This is a genomic window from Jutongia sp. SJQ-6 (assembly GCF_054161275.1).
Window position 1 is genome coordinate 1,819,036 of the sequence record NZ_CP195314.1, and the last position, 15,965, is coordinate 1,835,000.

Genomic DNA, 15,965 nt, shown 5'->3' on the forward strand with positions numbered 1-15,965 from the left:
ACTGCTTTGGTGCTTTCGCTGATTCCAGCTTGCCTATTGGCTTCTTTCGGGTGACTGCTTTGGGGCTTTCGCTGATTCCAGCTTGTTTCTCCCTCTCTACATATAGAATCCGTATTTGCCGTTACCTATAATCAACAGCTCAATCCAACAAATTCCATTCACCCGGTACTCTCTTATCAACGACCTATACCTGCCGGCGCTTTGCTTTGCAAGAATTGCTGAAGCAATTCTTGGCGATGTCACGCTACATAACAGCATTTTCCTATTCCATAGCATAAGCTTTGACGCCGCATTTACAATATAAATGCACCAATGGTCCTTTTTATTTACGCAGTATAAACATAAAAAACCTCCGCGGAGTATCTATAAGATACCTCACGGAGGTCGTTCTTGTTCTGATTACTTATCTTAAAACAATTACTGTCAATCACGAATCATCGTTTGCACTACCATCAATCAATAATTAAGCGGTAATTATTCGCCTAACTCGTAGATCTGGATGCCTGTGATCGTTGGACGTCCACTAAATGTCAATGACAGATAATGTCTATCCTTTGTCAAGCTTAATCCTGCTTCATCTAATACGATGAGCTTACCTGCGAAATCAGCATAATCAATATCTACATCATCCTTGAACGTCGCTGTATCAGATACACCCAACTGGATATGTCCAACGTTATCCTCGTCATCTGATTTCCAGTTTGCCTTGTCCAATGTCTCAGGAGCGAACTGTACTGCGATGGCCGGCTTCTTGTACTTGCTGACATCAATGTTGAGGAATGACTGATATCCGGTACCATCAAAGGTGATTGTTGTAGTATCGCCTGCAATCGTAGGAGATACTGTGCTGGATGGGATCATCTTCTTAGCTACATCCGGATCTTCTCCGTTAGTCTTATCAGCCTTATCGTTGTAACGGTTCTCACCATATGCATAGTCACCACCGTTCTTGTACCAAACACCGGTCCAGTTCCATACAGACTTCTTATCGCCAACTTCCTTAATGAAAGAAACATCTGTAGATTTACCCGTTGTCTTAGTCATACTTGTGTCGCCGTTAGCACCATTAATCTCGTTAAAGTATACGGCAACATCCTTAAATTTTAAAGTTGCTGCAGTTCTATCAAAATACTGACCAGTCTCCCAAAGTACCGGCACAGCATGATATTTAGCTGCTTCCTTGAACGTATCATTAAACCAAGTAGTTACACTACCGGTGACTGTCTGAGGACTGCAGACACCACACTCACCGATGATATATGCATATCCTTCATCAGAAAATCTCTTAAGGAGCTCAAAATTCTCTACTGTTTTTTGGCGATCTCCATACGTATATGAACCGGCACCGCCATCACCACAAAAATCCCACGGAGTGTAGTAATGTACAGATACGAAAAGCTTTGTCTTGCCATTCTCAGCAGTATCTTTCGGCATTACAAACCTAGCGTTTACTGTCTTTTCAATGTCAGTGTTGTAACCTGGGATCAACAGATGACGGTTTGCATTGTTACCACCTGTAGCACGGATAACATCAACAAATTTCTGATTGATCTCGTTTGCCATTTTATACTTATCAGCTGTCTTTAAGTTGCCACCAATTGCAACATCACCCTGTTTATCCGTTGTAGAATAACCGTTGGAGTAAATGCTGTCGTTCAAACGATCTCCGAGTTCCTCATTAGCCCCCTCAAAGATCAGATGATCGGAATACTTGTTAAAACGCTCTGCAATCTGAGTCCAATATTTCTCATAACGAACCCATGCCTGTGCACGAACTTCTTCGTTTGCAACTTTCTTGCCATTCTCATCACGCTTGCAAGCGCCGAACTGACCCCACCACTGGTTGTCCCAATGATCGTTGATGATAACATACATACCATTATTCAAAGCGTAGATCACTGCTTTCTCTACAGCATCTAACATCTTGGCATTGATCGTATATGATCCATCATCGTTATCACCATTTGTCCAAGCTACCGGAATACGTACGGTATTAATGCCGTATGAATGTAATGCATCTAAATACTCCTGCGTGATCTCAACATTGCCCCACGCAGATACAAACCACGATGGATCTGCTGTCGCATAATCAGTAGCAGCCATGCTCTTCTTGGCAGAGATTCCCTGGACTGCTTCCAACGTGTTACCAATGTTTACACCCATACCCATCTTAGAGTCTGCTAAATCCTGAGAAGAAAGTTCCTTACGAACTGTTCCATTATCTTTGGATGTTACTGTAGAACCATCTGTAAATGTTACTGTCTTCTCATCACCGATATTGGATTTGTCATCAATCGTATATTTAATAACATCATTACCGGATGGTCTTCCATAGATTACTGCCTCCGGATCCGGAGTTGGTGTAACCTTAGGGGTTGGTGCGGGTGTTGTCGTTGCAGGTTTCTTAGTAGCAACATTTGCCGGTGCAGGTGCAGGTGTTGCTTTCTTCTTAACCGTAACAGTACATTTCAAAGTCTTTTTCTTTACTTTCTTAGATCCCTTTGCAATGTATTTAACCTTTACCTTGATAGTTGCCTTACCAGCCTTCTTAGCGGTAACCTTACCCTTCTTGGATACGGTAGCCACGCTCTTCTTGCTGGTTGTCCACTTCTGGGACTTAATCTTCTTCACATTTTTCTTTTTGATCTTTAATGTGACTTTCTTGCCTGCTGTAATTGAAACTTTTTTCTTCAGTTTCAGGGTTGCTTTCTTAGAAGCTGCGCTCGCGCTGGCGGTATTAAATACAGTAGAAAATGCTCCTCCTGTAAGTACCATTGCAAGTGCAAGTGCAAAAGCAACGATTCTTTTTGTGTAACGTTGTTTCATTGTAATAATCCTCCTCCTTTATGGTTTATTGTAATTTTACGCAAAAACGTACTTTACTCCGTAATTATAACATGAGACGCACTTTTTTTCACTGGAATTATTTGTGATGAATCACATGATTTTTTCTATATCGTATTCGAAACTGCCATTTATCTGACATATTATCTTGTTGCATTGCAACGCCTTATGCAGGACAATATGGGCTCACTATATTTTATCGCCTTATGCATGACATATATCATCATATTCCGACGCCTTATATGCCTCATATTTCCATTGTAACGCATCCGTATCAGCGCTTCATAATTCCACGATATCGATTGAGGCATCCGGCTATCTCTGCTCGTCTTGGCATAGCCAGATCACTGCCATTGCCATTTGATAGCACATTCAATCCATCTCGCTCCAGTGCGTCCACAAGTTCTGACACCGCCTGCGATACCTGAATCTTTTGTCCGGCATACTGCTCCATGATCACTACCAAAGAACGTGCAATTGCCGCCATCTGCTCACTGTCAATGATCTGCTCAAGATAACGAAGATCTACATTCGTCTTGTTGATCGCAAATCCATCCGTACCCATCACCTTGATCTTCGCACCGCGATCAGATTTCCCGGCACTCTTTGCACTTGCAGCATCCCCGCTATATTTGCCGACCGCTCGTCTATGCTCACGACCGCCAGCTTCAAGCGACTGCTTTGGAATGAAAATTTTCTGCTCTACGCTGTCCGGATATTCAGCTGCCATCGATGTGTCATTCAACGGGTACGCTTTCGCTGTCTCTTTTGCAAATTGTGTGATTTCTTTCGGTCGATAACTTTCCATTTGCAATATTGTATCTGCAATATGAAAAAAAGCACCACAGCTCCCTGCAACTAAAATGGTGGAAACCTGTTTCTGCTCATATAGCCCTTTTACCCGTTTAATAAACGGTATGATCGGCTCTTCTCCTGCTGTCACAACCTTTTCCATTAATTCATCTCGAATCATAAAATTAGTCGCACTGGTGTCTTCATCGATCAACAATACACCTGCTCCATTCTCGACAGCTTCTACAACATTGGCCGCCTGCGATGTGGAACCGCTGGCATCCTCGCTGCTAAAATCCGTCGTATCCCGTCCGGTCGGCAGATTGCGAATAAACGGACTAATATCTTTATGATAAATGCTCCTACCGTCCTCAGAACGGATCTTAACCGCACTCTGTTCCATGGCAACGTACTCTCGACCATCTCCGGCAATATGCGGATATACTGCTCTTTCTAACGTCTGCAAAAGTGTGGATTTGCCATGATAACCGCCTCCAACGATAAGCGTCACACCTTTTTTGATTCCCATACCCTTGATCATGCCTTTATGTGGAAGGTCCCACGTAACCTCCATGGATTCCGGCGAGGCAAATGGCACCGCCTTCTTCATTGGACGTTGGGATACTCCATTCTCGCGCGGCAGCACTGATCCATTGGCAATAAAAGCAATATACCCTTCTTCCGCCATCTGCTCTCTGATGTAGCGCTGATCGTCTGCGAGGTCTGCAGCTCTCTGTAGCTTTTGGGCGTCAATATTCGCATAACAGCAGGCGTGATGCACGATCTCCGGTATAAATTGAAAAAATATTTTGCCCAGTTCTCTTGCATTAATACTTCTCCCATTTGCCGGAAAACCAACTGACATACGAACGGTTAGCTCCCCATTTTTCGCATTGATATGACAGGCACTTCGCTCCACGATTTCCTGTCCCGGACGGCTAACTGCAATCAAGCCGCTTTTGCCGGATCCTTTTGCCTTAAAATTAAATGGTTCGCTTTCCCTGCAAACCAGACGGAGTAAATGATCTTCCACTGCGATCCTGCGATGCTTTTGCTCGTAAAACTCTTTTAGAATCGCATGTGTGCTCTGCGGCACCACCAGAGAAATCCGAGAGGGCGAAGCAAAAGGATCACCCTGCACTTTGTCAATACCAAGCCGATAATCGCCGAAATCGTAACTGCCCTTAAGGCCTTTATATGCTGGGTATCCCTTGTGATCTATCGAATTTAACATTGTTTTTAATCTCTGCATGATCATTCTCCTTCATTTATAATCCAAACATATCATGAAAGTTTCCAACTCCGTCAATCACCATAGCATCTTCCAACAATGATGCTGATTTTTGACGCTGGTTCTGTAATATGTTATGATTTTCGTTGGCTGTTCTAATAACCCTATTATAGGATACATGGGACAAAAGGTCTATATTTACCTGCGGGAACGAAAGAAACATTTTGTCTGCGAAAAAGTCAGAAATATTTTTCCGATGAAAACGGCAGAAGCATTTTGCCTATAACATAGTATGAAATACCTCTAAACCCGTGGGCAGAGAAAGGAATGCAAAATTACTATGAATGAAAAAGAGACTATTACCACAACTTTTCAAATGCCGGTGCTAGATAAACATTGGTGGAAAACCTTTGCGCTAATGCTTATTTCTGTGATCATGATGGGACTCGGCGTGTCGCTGCTCGTTCTGACGGAAATGGGGACAGATCCCTGCTCGGCAATGAATTATGGAATAGCCCGGACACTGGGACTTAGTTTTGGCAATTATCAACTATTATTTAATACGATACTTCTGATCTTGGTCATCTTACTTGATTGGCGGCTGATCGGTACCGGAACGATCGGAAATATGGTTGTGGTGGGCTACTCGGCTGATTTCTTCGGCTGGGTCTGGACAAACGTATGCCATGTGCCTGCACATCTTCCACTTGCAGCCCGCATTGGCATTCTGGTCCCGGCGCTTCTGCTTTTTGTGGTTGCTGCAGCCTGCTATATGCACAGCGGGCACGGCATGGCACCTTATGATGCCGTACCTTTTGCCGTTACCGAAAAAATACGGCAAAAAACCGGTCGAAATTGTTTCAAGCCGGTTCGTCTTTCTATTGATCTGATCGCAACGATACTTGGATTTCTCACGGGTGGTGAAGTTGGTGTTATGACTGTCCTGATGGTGCTTTTACTGGCACCGATCGTTGAATTTGTTGGTAAACTGTTTGAAAAATGGGGTGTCGCATAACGACACCCCATTTGAGCTGTTTCAGTTATTTCTATTACAACATTTCCCTTGGATTCAAGTTTCTCATGTCTCTATTGCAACATCTCTCTCGAATTCAAGTTCCACGTCTCGCCACTTCAACATTTCCCTTAGACTCAAGTTTCTCAAATCATCACCATTGCAGCATTTCCTTAGCAGCATCTGCAATTAAACGGGCACACTTACGGTTCGTCTTTTCCGTCGGATGCCAATAAGTTCCTAAGCCATCTGCCTCATCCTGCAATGGAAGCTGTACATAACGAATCGTACAATCTGGCGTAACTTTGGCAAAACATGCTGTCGCAGCATCAATCACCGTATTCAGTCTTTGATCCATCGCTCCGATCGTTGTTATAATAGCTGCATTCGGATTATGCTCGTGCACCTGATGCAACAATTTTACATAAGCATCTTTAAACTGTTTCTGTCTGTCTGGAATATCTCTTGTATAGCTCGCATCATTCGTACCTAAATAAATGACAACAAGCTGCGGTTTATATTCCTCAAAATTCCAAGTTTCCCAGTCTGACTGCTCATTGGCAAAATAATCTCGTTCCAATCCTGCATCCGTGTATTCATATAACATTGGCATCAGCCAGGAATCATCAATCTGTGCATCCTCTTCTTCCCCTATATATGCCGTGATAACACCTTTTCCGTTCCACGATACCAGGTTAGGTTCTGCATCAAGCAATTCTGCGGTAAGCAATGAATACGATTTGGCCGGATTTTCATCTGCGGTATCAAATATTTCGTCACTCACATCACCTTCCACGCCGTAACCGCAAGTGATCGAATCGCCAAAAAACTCGATCTGTCTTTTCTTATGTACCGGCGGCGATAATAGTATTTCTTCCCCCGGGTTTACTTCATCGGTAATTTCTATGGAAACAATACCACACGCTGCATATTCTGCTTCAGAATATTTAACGATAGTAATCTGCTGTTCCGTAGTTTGTTGCGTTTCAAACAGCACGATTGTCTGCCTGTCCTGCTCTAAGCGCAGACGCTTAGCAGGATCTCTATCCTGTCCATAATAAATAGCGATCCAAGCCCTCTCCTTCTCAGTATGCTTTGATGCGTCACTGACAATCTCTGCGGTTGCTTTTGTTCCTACGAATTTGAAAGAAATAGATGTCGCAGAATATCCCAGATAACGAATACCCTCTCGATAAATAGTTCTACCCGTTACACTAACATGCTTCTTATCTGCCTGAAATTTCATTCTTTCGCCTCCATAAATACACATTTTTTTTAGTCATGACCGGCAATATACAATATTGCTTTCATAATTTCATTTTTACCGTATCACTCTACGGTAACTACTTTTGCTAAGTTTCTTGGTTTATCAACATCCAATCCACGATCCATCGATACGTAATATGCCAACAACTGCAATGCCGCTGCTGCCGGGAATACCATAAACTCATCCGCCATATCCGGTAATAATAATACATCTGCATATTCTGCATCTGCCATGGAAATACTTTCGCGTACAAACAATACAACACTTGCACCACGAGACTGCACTTCACGAATGTTAGATAATTCTTTATCTTTTAGCTTTTCCTGTGTGACAACAGCAACGACCGGTGTATCTTCTGTGATCAGAGCGATCGTACCATGTTTCAATTCACCAGACGCATATGCCTCTGTATGAATATAGGAAATTTCCTTTAATTTTAAAGCTCCCTCCAGCAAGATAGAATAATCCAATCCACGGCCAAGCATAAATGCATCTTTTGCCTCTAACAGCTTTCTGGCAATTTTATGGATGTCGTGTTTCTTATTCAATACTTCCTTTAACTTGGCAGGAATCTGAAGCATATTGTCAACATACTCTTTCTCCGCTGCATCGTTGAAAATACCTCTTACCTTTGCCATGCGCCCAATTAAGAGCATTAATGTTTCTACCTGTGTCGTATATGCTTTCGTACTTGCAACCGCGATTTCCGGACCGGCTACCGTATACATGACATAATCACTCTCTCTGGCGATAGAGGAACCCTTAACATTAATAACCGCAACACTCTTGGCACCTTTTTTGCGCGCATACTTCAGTGCTTCCAAAGTATCAATCGTCTCACCGGACTGTGAAATTGCTAATACCAGTGTTTTCTCATCAATGACCGGATTGGAGTACATAAACTCAGATGCATACTCTACATCCATCAGCATTTGTAATTTTGACTGAACGATCGCTTTGGCGATCAATCCGGCATGCATAGCTGTGCCACAAGCAACAACACAAATTCGCTCACAATTCTGCAAAACATCATCCGGCACACCATCAAAGGACAAATCAATATGTCCGTCAACAATACGATGATCTAATGTTGCCTGCAATGCCTCCGGCTGCTCCATAATTTCCTTTTCCATATAAAATGGGTATTTACCTTTACCATCACGGCTGGTATCCCAATCAATCTCCAAAAACTCTGTCTTCTGCTCTTTGCCCTTCAGGTCAAACACTTTAATATCGTCTTTGTGCAGCTCAACGATCTGATACTCCGGCACAACCATATATTCCGTAGCATGAGAGCCAAGTGCTGCAACATCAGATGCTAACATTGTGCCGTCCTCGGTACGTGCAGCCACGATCGGACTAACATTACGGATTGCATAGATCACATCCGGTATATCATCAAAAATAATAACTAATGCAAATGTTCCCTTTAAATGCTTTACCGTTTGTGCAATTGCTTTATGCGGATCTCCATCGTAGTAACGGTTCAAAACACCGGCAACCACTTCTGTGTCCGTCTCCGACTTCAGATCTTTGCTCAACATAAAATGATCACGAAGCTCTTCGTAATTTTCAACAATTCCATTATGAACTAAAAGCACATTACCCTGACGATGTGGGTGCGCATTCTCGTCACTGACACCACCATGTGTTGCCCAGCGTGTATGACCAATTCCACAAGTAGCCTGCTTCTTGTCATTCTCACATACTTTGCGCAGATCAGCAACGCGTCCGGCACATTTACGCAACTTCGTCCGTCCTGTCTCAGCATTGATCGTTGCAAGACCGGCACTATCGTAACCACGATATTCCAACAATTCGAGAGCATCCAACAAAAAGTCCGTCACCGGACGTGCTCCATTATAACCAACAATTCCGCACATAATTTCCTCCGTTCTACTGCCAAATCGGCAGATTCCATCTGTTACTGTGACGCCTCCCGCACTGCCCACAATATCCTGCAGCATTATCGGTGCATTTGCACACTCTTCACTGTTATCTGCAACATTACCGGTGCATTTCCACACTCCTCACTGTTATCTGCAGCATTACCGGTGCATTTTCAGACTTCATCCTGTGCCCATGCGGTTCTGCGTCGATTGCCTTCTAAGAACAATCATCGCAAACGAAGGATCTGTAATCTCCACTGTATTGAATTTGTTTTGCAGTCACCTGCATATTTGCCAATACATAACGCACTGGAGCGTACGAAGAGACATCCGCCGAAATTTCGATAATCTCTTTCCTCGTCAGCCTGATTCGTGCAAATTTATACTTTTGTGCACAAAACTAGGCTCTGGCGCTTAAAATTTGTGTATTTTTGTTACAGAACTCTACATTTTACGATTTAGTCCCTTCGTACAATATAAGGTCTAAAAGCCTTTTTGTCAAGGTAAACTTGCATCTGTGGCACTTTCACATTATAATATATGCTATTATTTCGGCAATGATCTGTTCAGAGGGTATTTCAAATGAATACTGAAAATACCTTTGCAAATAACACAGATATATTGTTGCCGTCACTTGAACTAAAACAATATTTTATACAGAAACGGAGATAATTATGGCAAAAAATACAGAATACGAATTTGAAGAAACTATGGTTACGTTAACCGATGAGGATGGGATTGATAAAGACTTTTATGTGGATGAAATCTATGAGGTGGACGGTCAACTCTATGCCGCTCTGATTCCGGGTTTTGTGGAAAACATTACAGAATATTATGTGTTCCGCATCAAAGATTTAGGAAATGATGATTTTGAATTAGAAGATATTAATGATGAAGAAGAGTACGATGCCGCAGCAGATGCCTACGAGGAACGTCTGGATGCGAGGGCTTGGAGCGAAAGCATGAAATAACATAAAACTGCCTTAGAAATCACAGGATTTTCTGTAATTTCTAAGGCAGTCTTTTTTGTTCTTCTACCGAGACTATCTCTCATTCTTTGTATTGTGTATTACACAATGCAACCTCGGCTTAGTATTCTTTCATAAGGATTAATCCTCATATTGATCGTTGTAGATGATAGCTGTTTTAACATGCTCTGCTGTTTCCGCATCTTTTAACACCGTAATGATTTCTGCTGCAAACTCAATACACGTTCCCATTCCGCGACTTGTGATAACCTTGCCATCACGAACAACCGGCTTCTTAACATACTGACCACAGATCAACTGATCTGCAAAACTTGGATAACAAGTTGCCTGATGATCTTTCAAAATCCCCAGTTCACCAAGCACAGTAGGTGCTGCACACACCGCTGCAACCCATTTTTCTTCTTTTGCAAATTGCTGCAATTGCTGGCACAGTGTATCGCAGGCACGTAAATTCGGTGTTCCCGGAATACCACCCGGCAAAATCAGCATCTGTGCCTCTGCGAAATCTGCCTCATCTAATAATCTGTCGGCGGTAATGCATACTCCATGTGAGCTCTTTACCACTCTCTGATCCCCGATCGCCACCATGTCAATATCAATCTTTGCACGGCGAACCATATCTACTACCGTCAACATTTCAACTTCTTCATATCCTTCTGCAAAAAAAATAAGTGCTTTTGCCATATTCCCCGTCCTTTCCACTCTGCATAACAGCATTTTTCTATTTCACAAAAAAAAGCAAAACCAGCGTTTTGCTCTGCAAGAATTGCTGACGCAATTCTTGGTGGCTTCCCTCTAGGTTACGAGCATTTTCCTATATTGTAAAAAAAGTGAGAATTTCACAGAAATCCTCACTTCCTCAACAGAGCTGCTAACGGGAATTGAACCCGTGACCTCCGCCTTACCAAGGCGACGCTCTACCGACTGAGCCATAGCAGCACTCAACAATCCATATTATATAATAGCGCCTCTAAATTTGCAAGCAAATTTTTCATTTTCTCTGTTTTTCATTTTCTCTGTTTTATAAGCCCCATTTATACGTTTTCTATCGTGTCCCCGAACACTGAAGTGAAAAGCTTATTTCCACCTTAAAGAGCAAAGCAGATTAATTTCCTTCTCTTTTATCTTCAGCAGCCCTATTGTAGTATTTAATGCAGCTTTTGGATGAGAGGAAGGCGTCATCACCTTAGTATCGTCCGTAATTTAGTCTTGATCCGCTGCAATGCGTTGTCTATTGCTTTCGGTTGCTTTTGCATATATCTGGCAATCTCCTGATAAGTCATACCACGCAAAAACAACGATAGAACTTCTCGTTCCATTCCACTCAAAACACTAAATAAGCGTTCCTCTATATCACCGGCTTCTTCTCTGTCAATAATAATGTCCTCTGGATTTTGATGCAGACCTGCCGACACACGATCCAACAGCTTGACGCTGTCCGGTCCCTGTTCATTATCGCTATCACTGGCTGAATCGATTGAAATATAAGTATTAAGAGGCCCGTTTTTTTTACGATTGGACTTTTTGACTGCAGAATACATCTGCCGATTAATGCAATGACTGGCAAATGTCTCAAATGCAGCGCCTCTACATTCATCGTAGCTTACGACTGCCTTGTACAGGCCAATCATCCCTTCCTGTATTAAATCGTCCTCATCGCCATCCAATAAAAACAATGTTCGCGAAAGCCCTCTAACGAGTCCTTTATATTTAGCCAATACATACTCCATAGCCTCATCATTACCATGTTTTGCACTGGCAACCACTTCCTCTATTGTCTGCTGTTCATACTCTCTCATACTACACCCCGTACTTACCTCACATTCACCCAATACGACTTGCTTCTGCAAATGTGCCAACTTTACACCCTTAACATGCCCCTGGCTATAACACACTTACTTCTATATCCTTAGCGTTCCTCTGGCTATAACGCGCTTATTTTATACCCTTTGTGATCCGCTGGCGCACGATTTCATATGATAAAATTCCCATCGCTACCGAAGCGTTTAATGAATCAATATCACCCTGCATCGGAATGGATGCCGTAAAGTCGCAGTTTTCTTTCACTAATCTGCTGACACCATCGCCTTCGTTACCGATCACAACACCGATCGGTCCGGTCAGATCAAGCGAATACATCGTCTCTCCTGACATATCTCCACAAACAAACCACATCCCCTGTTTCTTGAGTTCTTCCATGGTTTTGACCAGATTCGTTACCTTTGCCACCGGAGTATAATGAATCGCTCCTGCAGATGCCTTTGCCACAGTGGCAGTTAAACCAACAGCTCGTCGCTTAGGAATGATGACACCATGTGCACCTGCCTGGTTAGCAGTACGAATAATAGACCCCAAATTGTGTGGGTCTTCTATTCCATCCAATAAAATAACGAACGGTGCTTCCCCCTTCTGTGCCGCACGATCCATAATTTCTTCTACTGTGCTATACTCATAAGCCGCCAAATGTGCAATAACTCCTTGATGCTTACCTGTCTCTGATAATTGATCCAAGCGTTCTTTCTTGACGAAATTGACAATGGTACTCTGCTTTTTCGCTTCACGCAAAACGGTTTGAATAGGGCCATCCTTGCAGCCTTCTAAAACAAATATCTTATCAACGGTTTTCCCTGCACGAAATGCCTCAATTACTGCATTACGCCCTTCTATTGTTAATTCTTCGTATGCCATATGTGTCTTCCTTCCTATATAATTTAACAATTTACACTACCGTACCAAAACAATTTAATTCACTTCGATCATGCGAGTACATTATTTGTGGGGCATCTGATCTGCTTCGATCATGCGAGCACATTATTTGTGAGGCATCTGATCTGCTTCGATCAGACCATCGTGCAACAATTTCATAGCTCGCTCCATCTGGTGCGTCAAATACCAATACCCAACCAACGCTTCAAACCCGGTCGCTACACGATAATCCACAATAGACGCATTCTTTGCAGAAGTTGCTGACTTGGCGTTGCGTCCCCGACGATAATATGCCACTTCCTCCTCAGTAAGCTTGTCCTCTAAAATTTTCATGAGCTTAGCTTGGGCCTCTGCTTTTACAACAGAACTAGTCATTCTATGAAAATTTTTGACATGACCAGCACCCAGATCAATGACTATCGTCCGAATGATCAAATCATATACTGCATCCCCAATATATGCAAGTGCTAATGCGGAATACTGGCTTGGCTGCAGTTTACTTTTTCCAAAGGTGTCCTGAATCTCGTTAAAAATATCCTGATATTCCTTCTCCAATCTTAGTCTCCTTTTTTATATAGCGTAAACTAAAACGACCCCCATTTACATAGTGCAAATGAGGGTTGCTAGAGGCGACTACCGGATTTGAACCGATGATCAGGGAGTTGCAGTCCCATGCCTTACCACTTGGCTAAGTCGCCATATATGACTCCAACGGGATTTGAACCCGTGTTACCGCCGTGAAAGGGCGATGTCTTAACCGCTTGACCATGGAGCCATCTTGCTAGACAATTTTTGTCTGACAACGAATAATATACTATCATATAATTTACAAGAATGCAAGTGTTTTTTTTATTTTTTTTAATGAACCAAAAATGAAATTTCAAATTTCTACGATTTCTACATTAAGGTTCCTACATTATTCCTACATTAATTATGTTATTCCATTGCATACACAGACCTAATATGCTATAATTATCGTATCGTGTGTTGTTTTGATCTGCGGTACAGAGGGTCTGTTCTCAAGTACTGGAGATTTTTGTAGAGAAACTCTACAAGGTGCCAACATAAAGATGTTTACTTCATTGTAACATCTTTATGTTGCAATGACTGTGGTCTTACTGGCTGATGTAGGATGCCTAAGCATGTAGGTCAACTCTCACTATCCATAATCAATTTTTTCTTCGCTTTTTTTCTACTGTTCTTAAAATTAATTCCTTTGTCTTTTTTATTCCCTTGTTCCTTTTTTCATATGTCCCCTAATTAACCGCTTTGTATCAAATATGCAATAATACAAAGTCTTTAATAAATGTGCCTGTAACACATTAAATGTAAAAAAAAATCTCTTCTTAAACCCATTTGGCAGAATTGGACACCTTTTTCCATAATTGGACACTTTAATTCTATATAGGAAGCTTCCAAAGATCATCTATTACCAGAAATGGGATTATAAAGAGTACAATCCTTATCTTGAATGGCGGTATGGCAAAAAGATCAAAAAAAAACCTGTAAACGAAATCGTTTACAGGTTTTTCTTTGTCGCTCCCCGAGTAGGACTCGAACCTACGACAGCGCGGTTAACAGCCGCGTGCTCTACCGACTGAGCTATCGAGGATTATAACAAAAACACAGTCCCTTCTTTAGACTATGTTTCCGGTACTTTTTTTAGTACCTTCAAAACTGCATATAGTATCTTTCATCCACAAAGTTGAACTTGTTCTTGGTACTCCGGCATCGTCTACGCCTCTTCGCGGGGTCATTATCTTCCCACTCAGATGCCTTATGCCTTCGTTCCTACGCTCAGATGTTACTGCCTTTTCGCGGTCATTCATATGCTCGCTGCGCTCACATATTCATGTTATCCCGCTCAAATGCAATCATGTTCCCAATCCGACTCCTGAAAGTAAACTTTCATCGCCGTCTTGTGATCCATGATACATCCTCGCTCCTTTGGTCAAGCCCTCGACCTATTAGTGACAGTCAGCTCCATGTGTTACCACACTTCCACCTCTGCCCTATCTACCTCGTCGTCTTCAAGGGGTCTTACTGGATTAACTCCAGGGATATCTTATCTTAAGGGGGGCTTCACGCTTAGATGCCTTCAGCGTTTATCCCTTCCAGACTTGGCTACCCTGCTATGCCATTGGTATGACAACAGATACACCAGCGGTCCGTCCAGCCCGGTCCTCTCGTACTAAGGCCAGCTCCTTTCAGATATCCTACGCCCGCGCCGGATAGGGACCGAACTGTCTCACGACGTTCTGAACCCAGCTCGCGTACCGCTTTAATGGGCGAACAGCCCAACCCTTGGGACCTGCTACAGCCCCAGGATGCGATGAGCCGACATCGAGGTGCCAAACCACTCCGTCGATGTGAACTCTTGGGAGTGATTAGCCTGTTATCCCCAGGGTAGCTTTTATCCGTTGAGCGATGGCAATCCCACTTTCTACCACCGGATCACTAAGTCCTACTTTCGTACCTGCTCGGTCCGTCGACCTCGCAGTCAAGCTCCCTTCTGCCTTTGCACTCTTCGAATGGTTTCCAACCATTCTGAGGGAACCTTTGAGCGCCTCCGATACCCTTTCGGAGGCGACCGCCCCAGTCAAACTCCCCGCCTGACGTTGTCCCTCCACCGGTTCACGGTGGCAGGTTAGAAACCCAGTACTACAAGGGCGGTATCCCAACAGCGACTCTGATACAACTGGCGTTATATCTTCCTAGTCTCCCGCCTATCCTGTACATGCAGTACCGAATCCCAGCATCAAACTGGAGTAAAGCTCCATGGGGTCTTTCCGTCCTGGCGCGGGTAACCAGCATCTTCACTGGTATTTCAATTTCACCGGATGCATTGTCGAGACAGTGCCCAAATCATTACGCCTTTCGTGCGGGTCGGAACTTACCCGACAAGGAATTTCGCTACCTTAGGACCGTTATAGTTACGGCCGCCGTTTACTGGGGCTTAAGTTCGAACCTTCGAGTTGCCTCTAAGCTCTCCCCTTAACCTTCCAGCACCGGGCAGGCGTCAGCTCATATACTTCACCTTTCGGTTTCGCATAAACCTGTGTTTTTGCTAAACAGTTGCTTGGGCCAATTCTCTGCGGCCTACATTCGTAGGCACCCCTTCTCCCGAAGTTACGGGGTCATTTTGCCGAATTCCTTAACAATGCTTCTTCCGTCGGCCTTAGGATTCTCTCCTCATCCACCTGTGTCGGTTTACGGTACGGGTTCATGATACGCA

10 protein-coding genes, 4 tRNA genes, 1 rRNA gene and 1 pseudogene (1 of these 16 running past the window's edge) are annotated in these 15,965 nt (G+C 43.2%); 2 read left to right on the top strand and 14 right to left on the bottom strand.

What is annotated here, in order from left to right; translation table 11 throughout:
* Positions 1-474: 474 nt before the first annotated feature.
* Both ACSAJE_RS08230 and ACSAJE_RS08235 read right to left on the bottom strand, forming a co-directional pair.
* Positions 475-2,826 carry a cellulase family glycosylhydrolase gene (locus ACSAJE_RS08230; RefSeq protein ID WP_458008803.1) on the bottom strand — a complete coding sequence of 784 codons (2,352 nt, stop codon included), beginning with the start codon at positions 2,824-2,826 and terminating at the stop codon, positions 475-477.
* A gap of 292 nt (positions 2,827-3,118) precedes the next feature.
* Positions 3,119-4,888, bottom strand: coding sequence for an ABC-ATPase domain-containing protein (locus ACSAJE_RS08235; protein ID WP_458008804.1), 1,770 nt, complete (start codon positions 4,886-4,888; stop codon positions 3,119-3,121).
* A 319-nt stretch (positions 4,889-5,207) separates the two neighbouring features.
* Here ACSAJE_RS08235 and ACSAJE_RS08240 point away from each other — a divergent pair, with 319 nt between their 5' ends.
* The gene (locus ACSAJE_RS08240) at positions 5,208-5,882 is read left to right on the top strand and encodes a YczE/YyaS/YitT family protein (RefSeq protein ID WP_118690479.1); all 675 of its coding nucleotides are present in this window, start codon (positions 5,208-5,210) and stop codon (positions 5,880-5,882) included.
* Positions 5,883-6,033: 151 nt separating this feature from the next.
* Here the strand turns inward: ACSAJE_RS08240 and ACSAJE_RS08245 are convergent, their stop codons facing one another.
* Positions 6,034-7,125, bottom strand: coding sequence for a GDSL-type esterase/lipase family protein (locus tag ACSAJE_RS08245; protein WP_458008805.1), 1,092 nt, complete (start codon positions 7,123-7,125; stop codon positions 6,034-6,036).
* Between the two features lie 83 nt (positions 7,126-7,208).
* Positions 7,209-9,029, bottom strand: a complete 1,821-nt coding sequence (gene glmS, locus ACSAJE_RS08250; RefSeq protein ID WP_458010059.1) for a glutamine--fructose-6-phosphate transaminase (isomerizing) — start codon at positions 9,027-9,029, stop codon at positions 7,209-7,211.
* 680 nt (positions 9,030-9,709) lie between these two features.
* Between glmS and ACSAJE_RS08255 the strand changes: the two genes are divergently transcribed.
* Positions 9,710-10,006, top strand: coding sequence for a DUF1292 domain-containing protein (locus ACSAJE_RS08255; protein WP_118690477.1), 297 nt, complete (start codon positions 9,710-9,712; stop codon positions 10,004-10,006).
* A 138-nt stretch (positions 10,007-10,144) separates the two neighbouring features.
* Here ACSAJE_RS08255 and ACSAJE_RS08260 read toward each other — a convergent pair whose 3' ends face one another.
* The 10 genes and pseudogenes from ACSAJE_RS08260 to ACSAJE_RS08305 all read right to left on the bottom strand — a co-directional run.
* Entirely contained in the window at positions 10,145-10,708 is a 564-nt protein-coding gene (locus ACSAJE_RS08260; RefSeq protein WP_458008806.1) for a DJ-1 family glyoxalase III, read from the bottom strand.
* A 182-nt stretch (positions 10,709-10,890) separates the two neighbouring features.
* Positions 10,891-10,963, bottom strand: a tRNA-Thr gene (locus ACSAJE_RS08265).
* Positions 10,964-11,205: 242 nt separating this feature from the next.
* Positions 11,206-11,823, bottom strand: a complete 618-nt coding sequence (locus ACSAJE_RS08270) for a sigma-70 family RNA polymerase sigma factor (RefSeq protein ID WP_118690603.1) — start codon at positions 11,821-11,823, stop codon at positions 11,206-11,208.
* A gap of 136 nt (positions 11,824-11,959) precedes the next feature.
* Entirely contained in the window at positions 11,960-12,712 is a 753-nt protein-coding gene (gene rlmB / locus ACSAJE_RS08275) for a 23S rRNA (guanosine(2251)-2'-O)-methyltransferase RlmB (protein WP_182448213.1), read from the bottom strand.
* A gap of 123 nt (positions 12,713-12,835) precedes the next feature.
* The gene (locus ACSAJE_RS08280) at positions 12,836-13,285 is read right to left on the bottom strand and encodes a Mini-ribonuclease 3 (protein WP_022025407.1); all 450 of its coding nucleotides are present in this window, start codon (positions 13,283-13,285) and stop codon (positions 12,836-12,838) included.
* Positions 13,286-13,357: 72 nt separating this feature from the next.
* A tRNA-Cys gene (locus ACSAJE_RS08285) sits at positions 13,358-13,428 on the bottom strand.
* Positions 13,429-13,433: 5 nt separating this feature from the next.
* Positions 13,434-13,505: transfer RNA gene (locus tag ACSAJE_RS08290), tRNA-Glu, on the bottom strand.
* 299 nt (positions 13,506-13,804) lie between these two features.
* A pseudogene (locus ACSAJE_RS08295) lies at positions 13,805-13,876 on the bottom strand (AgrD family cyclic lactone autoinducer peptide); the annotation flags it as partial.
* A 393-nt stretch (positions 13,877-14,269) separates the two neighbouring features.
* Positions 14,270-14,342 (bottom strand) — tRNA-Asn (locus ACSAJE_RS08300).
* A gap of 335 nt (positions 14,343-14,677) precedes the next feature.
* Positions 14,678-15,965 (bottom strand): 23S ribosomal RNA (locus tag ACSAJE_RS08305); it runs 1,602 nt beyond the window's last position.

Coding starts and splice junctions, on each gene's coding strand:
- ACSAJE_RS08235 (WP_458008804.1), bottom strand. CDS start 4,888: ATGCAGAGATTAAAAACAATGTTAAATTCGATAGATCACAAGGGATAC.
- ACSAJE_RS08240 (WP_118690479.1), top strand. CDS start 5,208: ATGAATGAAAAAGAGACTATTACCACAACTTTTCAAATGCCGGTGCTA.
- ACSAJE_RS08245 (WP_458008805.1), bottom strand. CDS start 7,125: ATGAAATTTCAGGCAGATAAGAAGCATGTTAGTGTAACGGGTAGAACT.
- glmS (WP_458010059.1), bottom strand. CDS start 9,029: ATGTGCGGAATTGTTGGTTATAATGGAGCACGTCCGGTGACGGACTTT.
- ACSAJE_RS08260 (WP_458008806.1), bottom strand. CDS start 10,708: ATGGCAAAAGCACTTATTTTTTTTGCAGAAGGATATGAAGAAGTTGAA.
- ACSAJE_RS08270 (WP_118690603.1), bottom strand. CDS start 11,823: ATGAGAGAGTATGAACAGCAGACAATAGAGGAAGTGGTTGCCAGTGCA.
- ACSAJE_RS08255 (WP_118690477.1), top strand. CDS start 9,710: ATGGCAAAAAATACAGAATACGAATTTGAAGAAACTATGGTTACGTTA.
- ACSAJE_RS08230 (WP_458008803.1), bottom strand. CDS start 2,826: ATGAAACAACGTTACACAAAAAGAATCGTTGCTTTTGCACTTGCACTT.
- rlmB (WP_182448213.1), bottom strand. CDS start 12,712: ATGGCATACGAAGAATTAACAATAGAAGGGCGTAATGCAGTAATTGAG.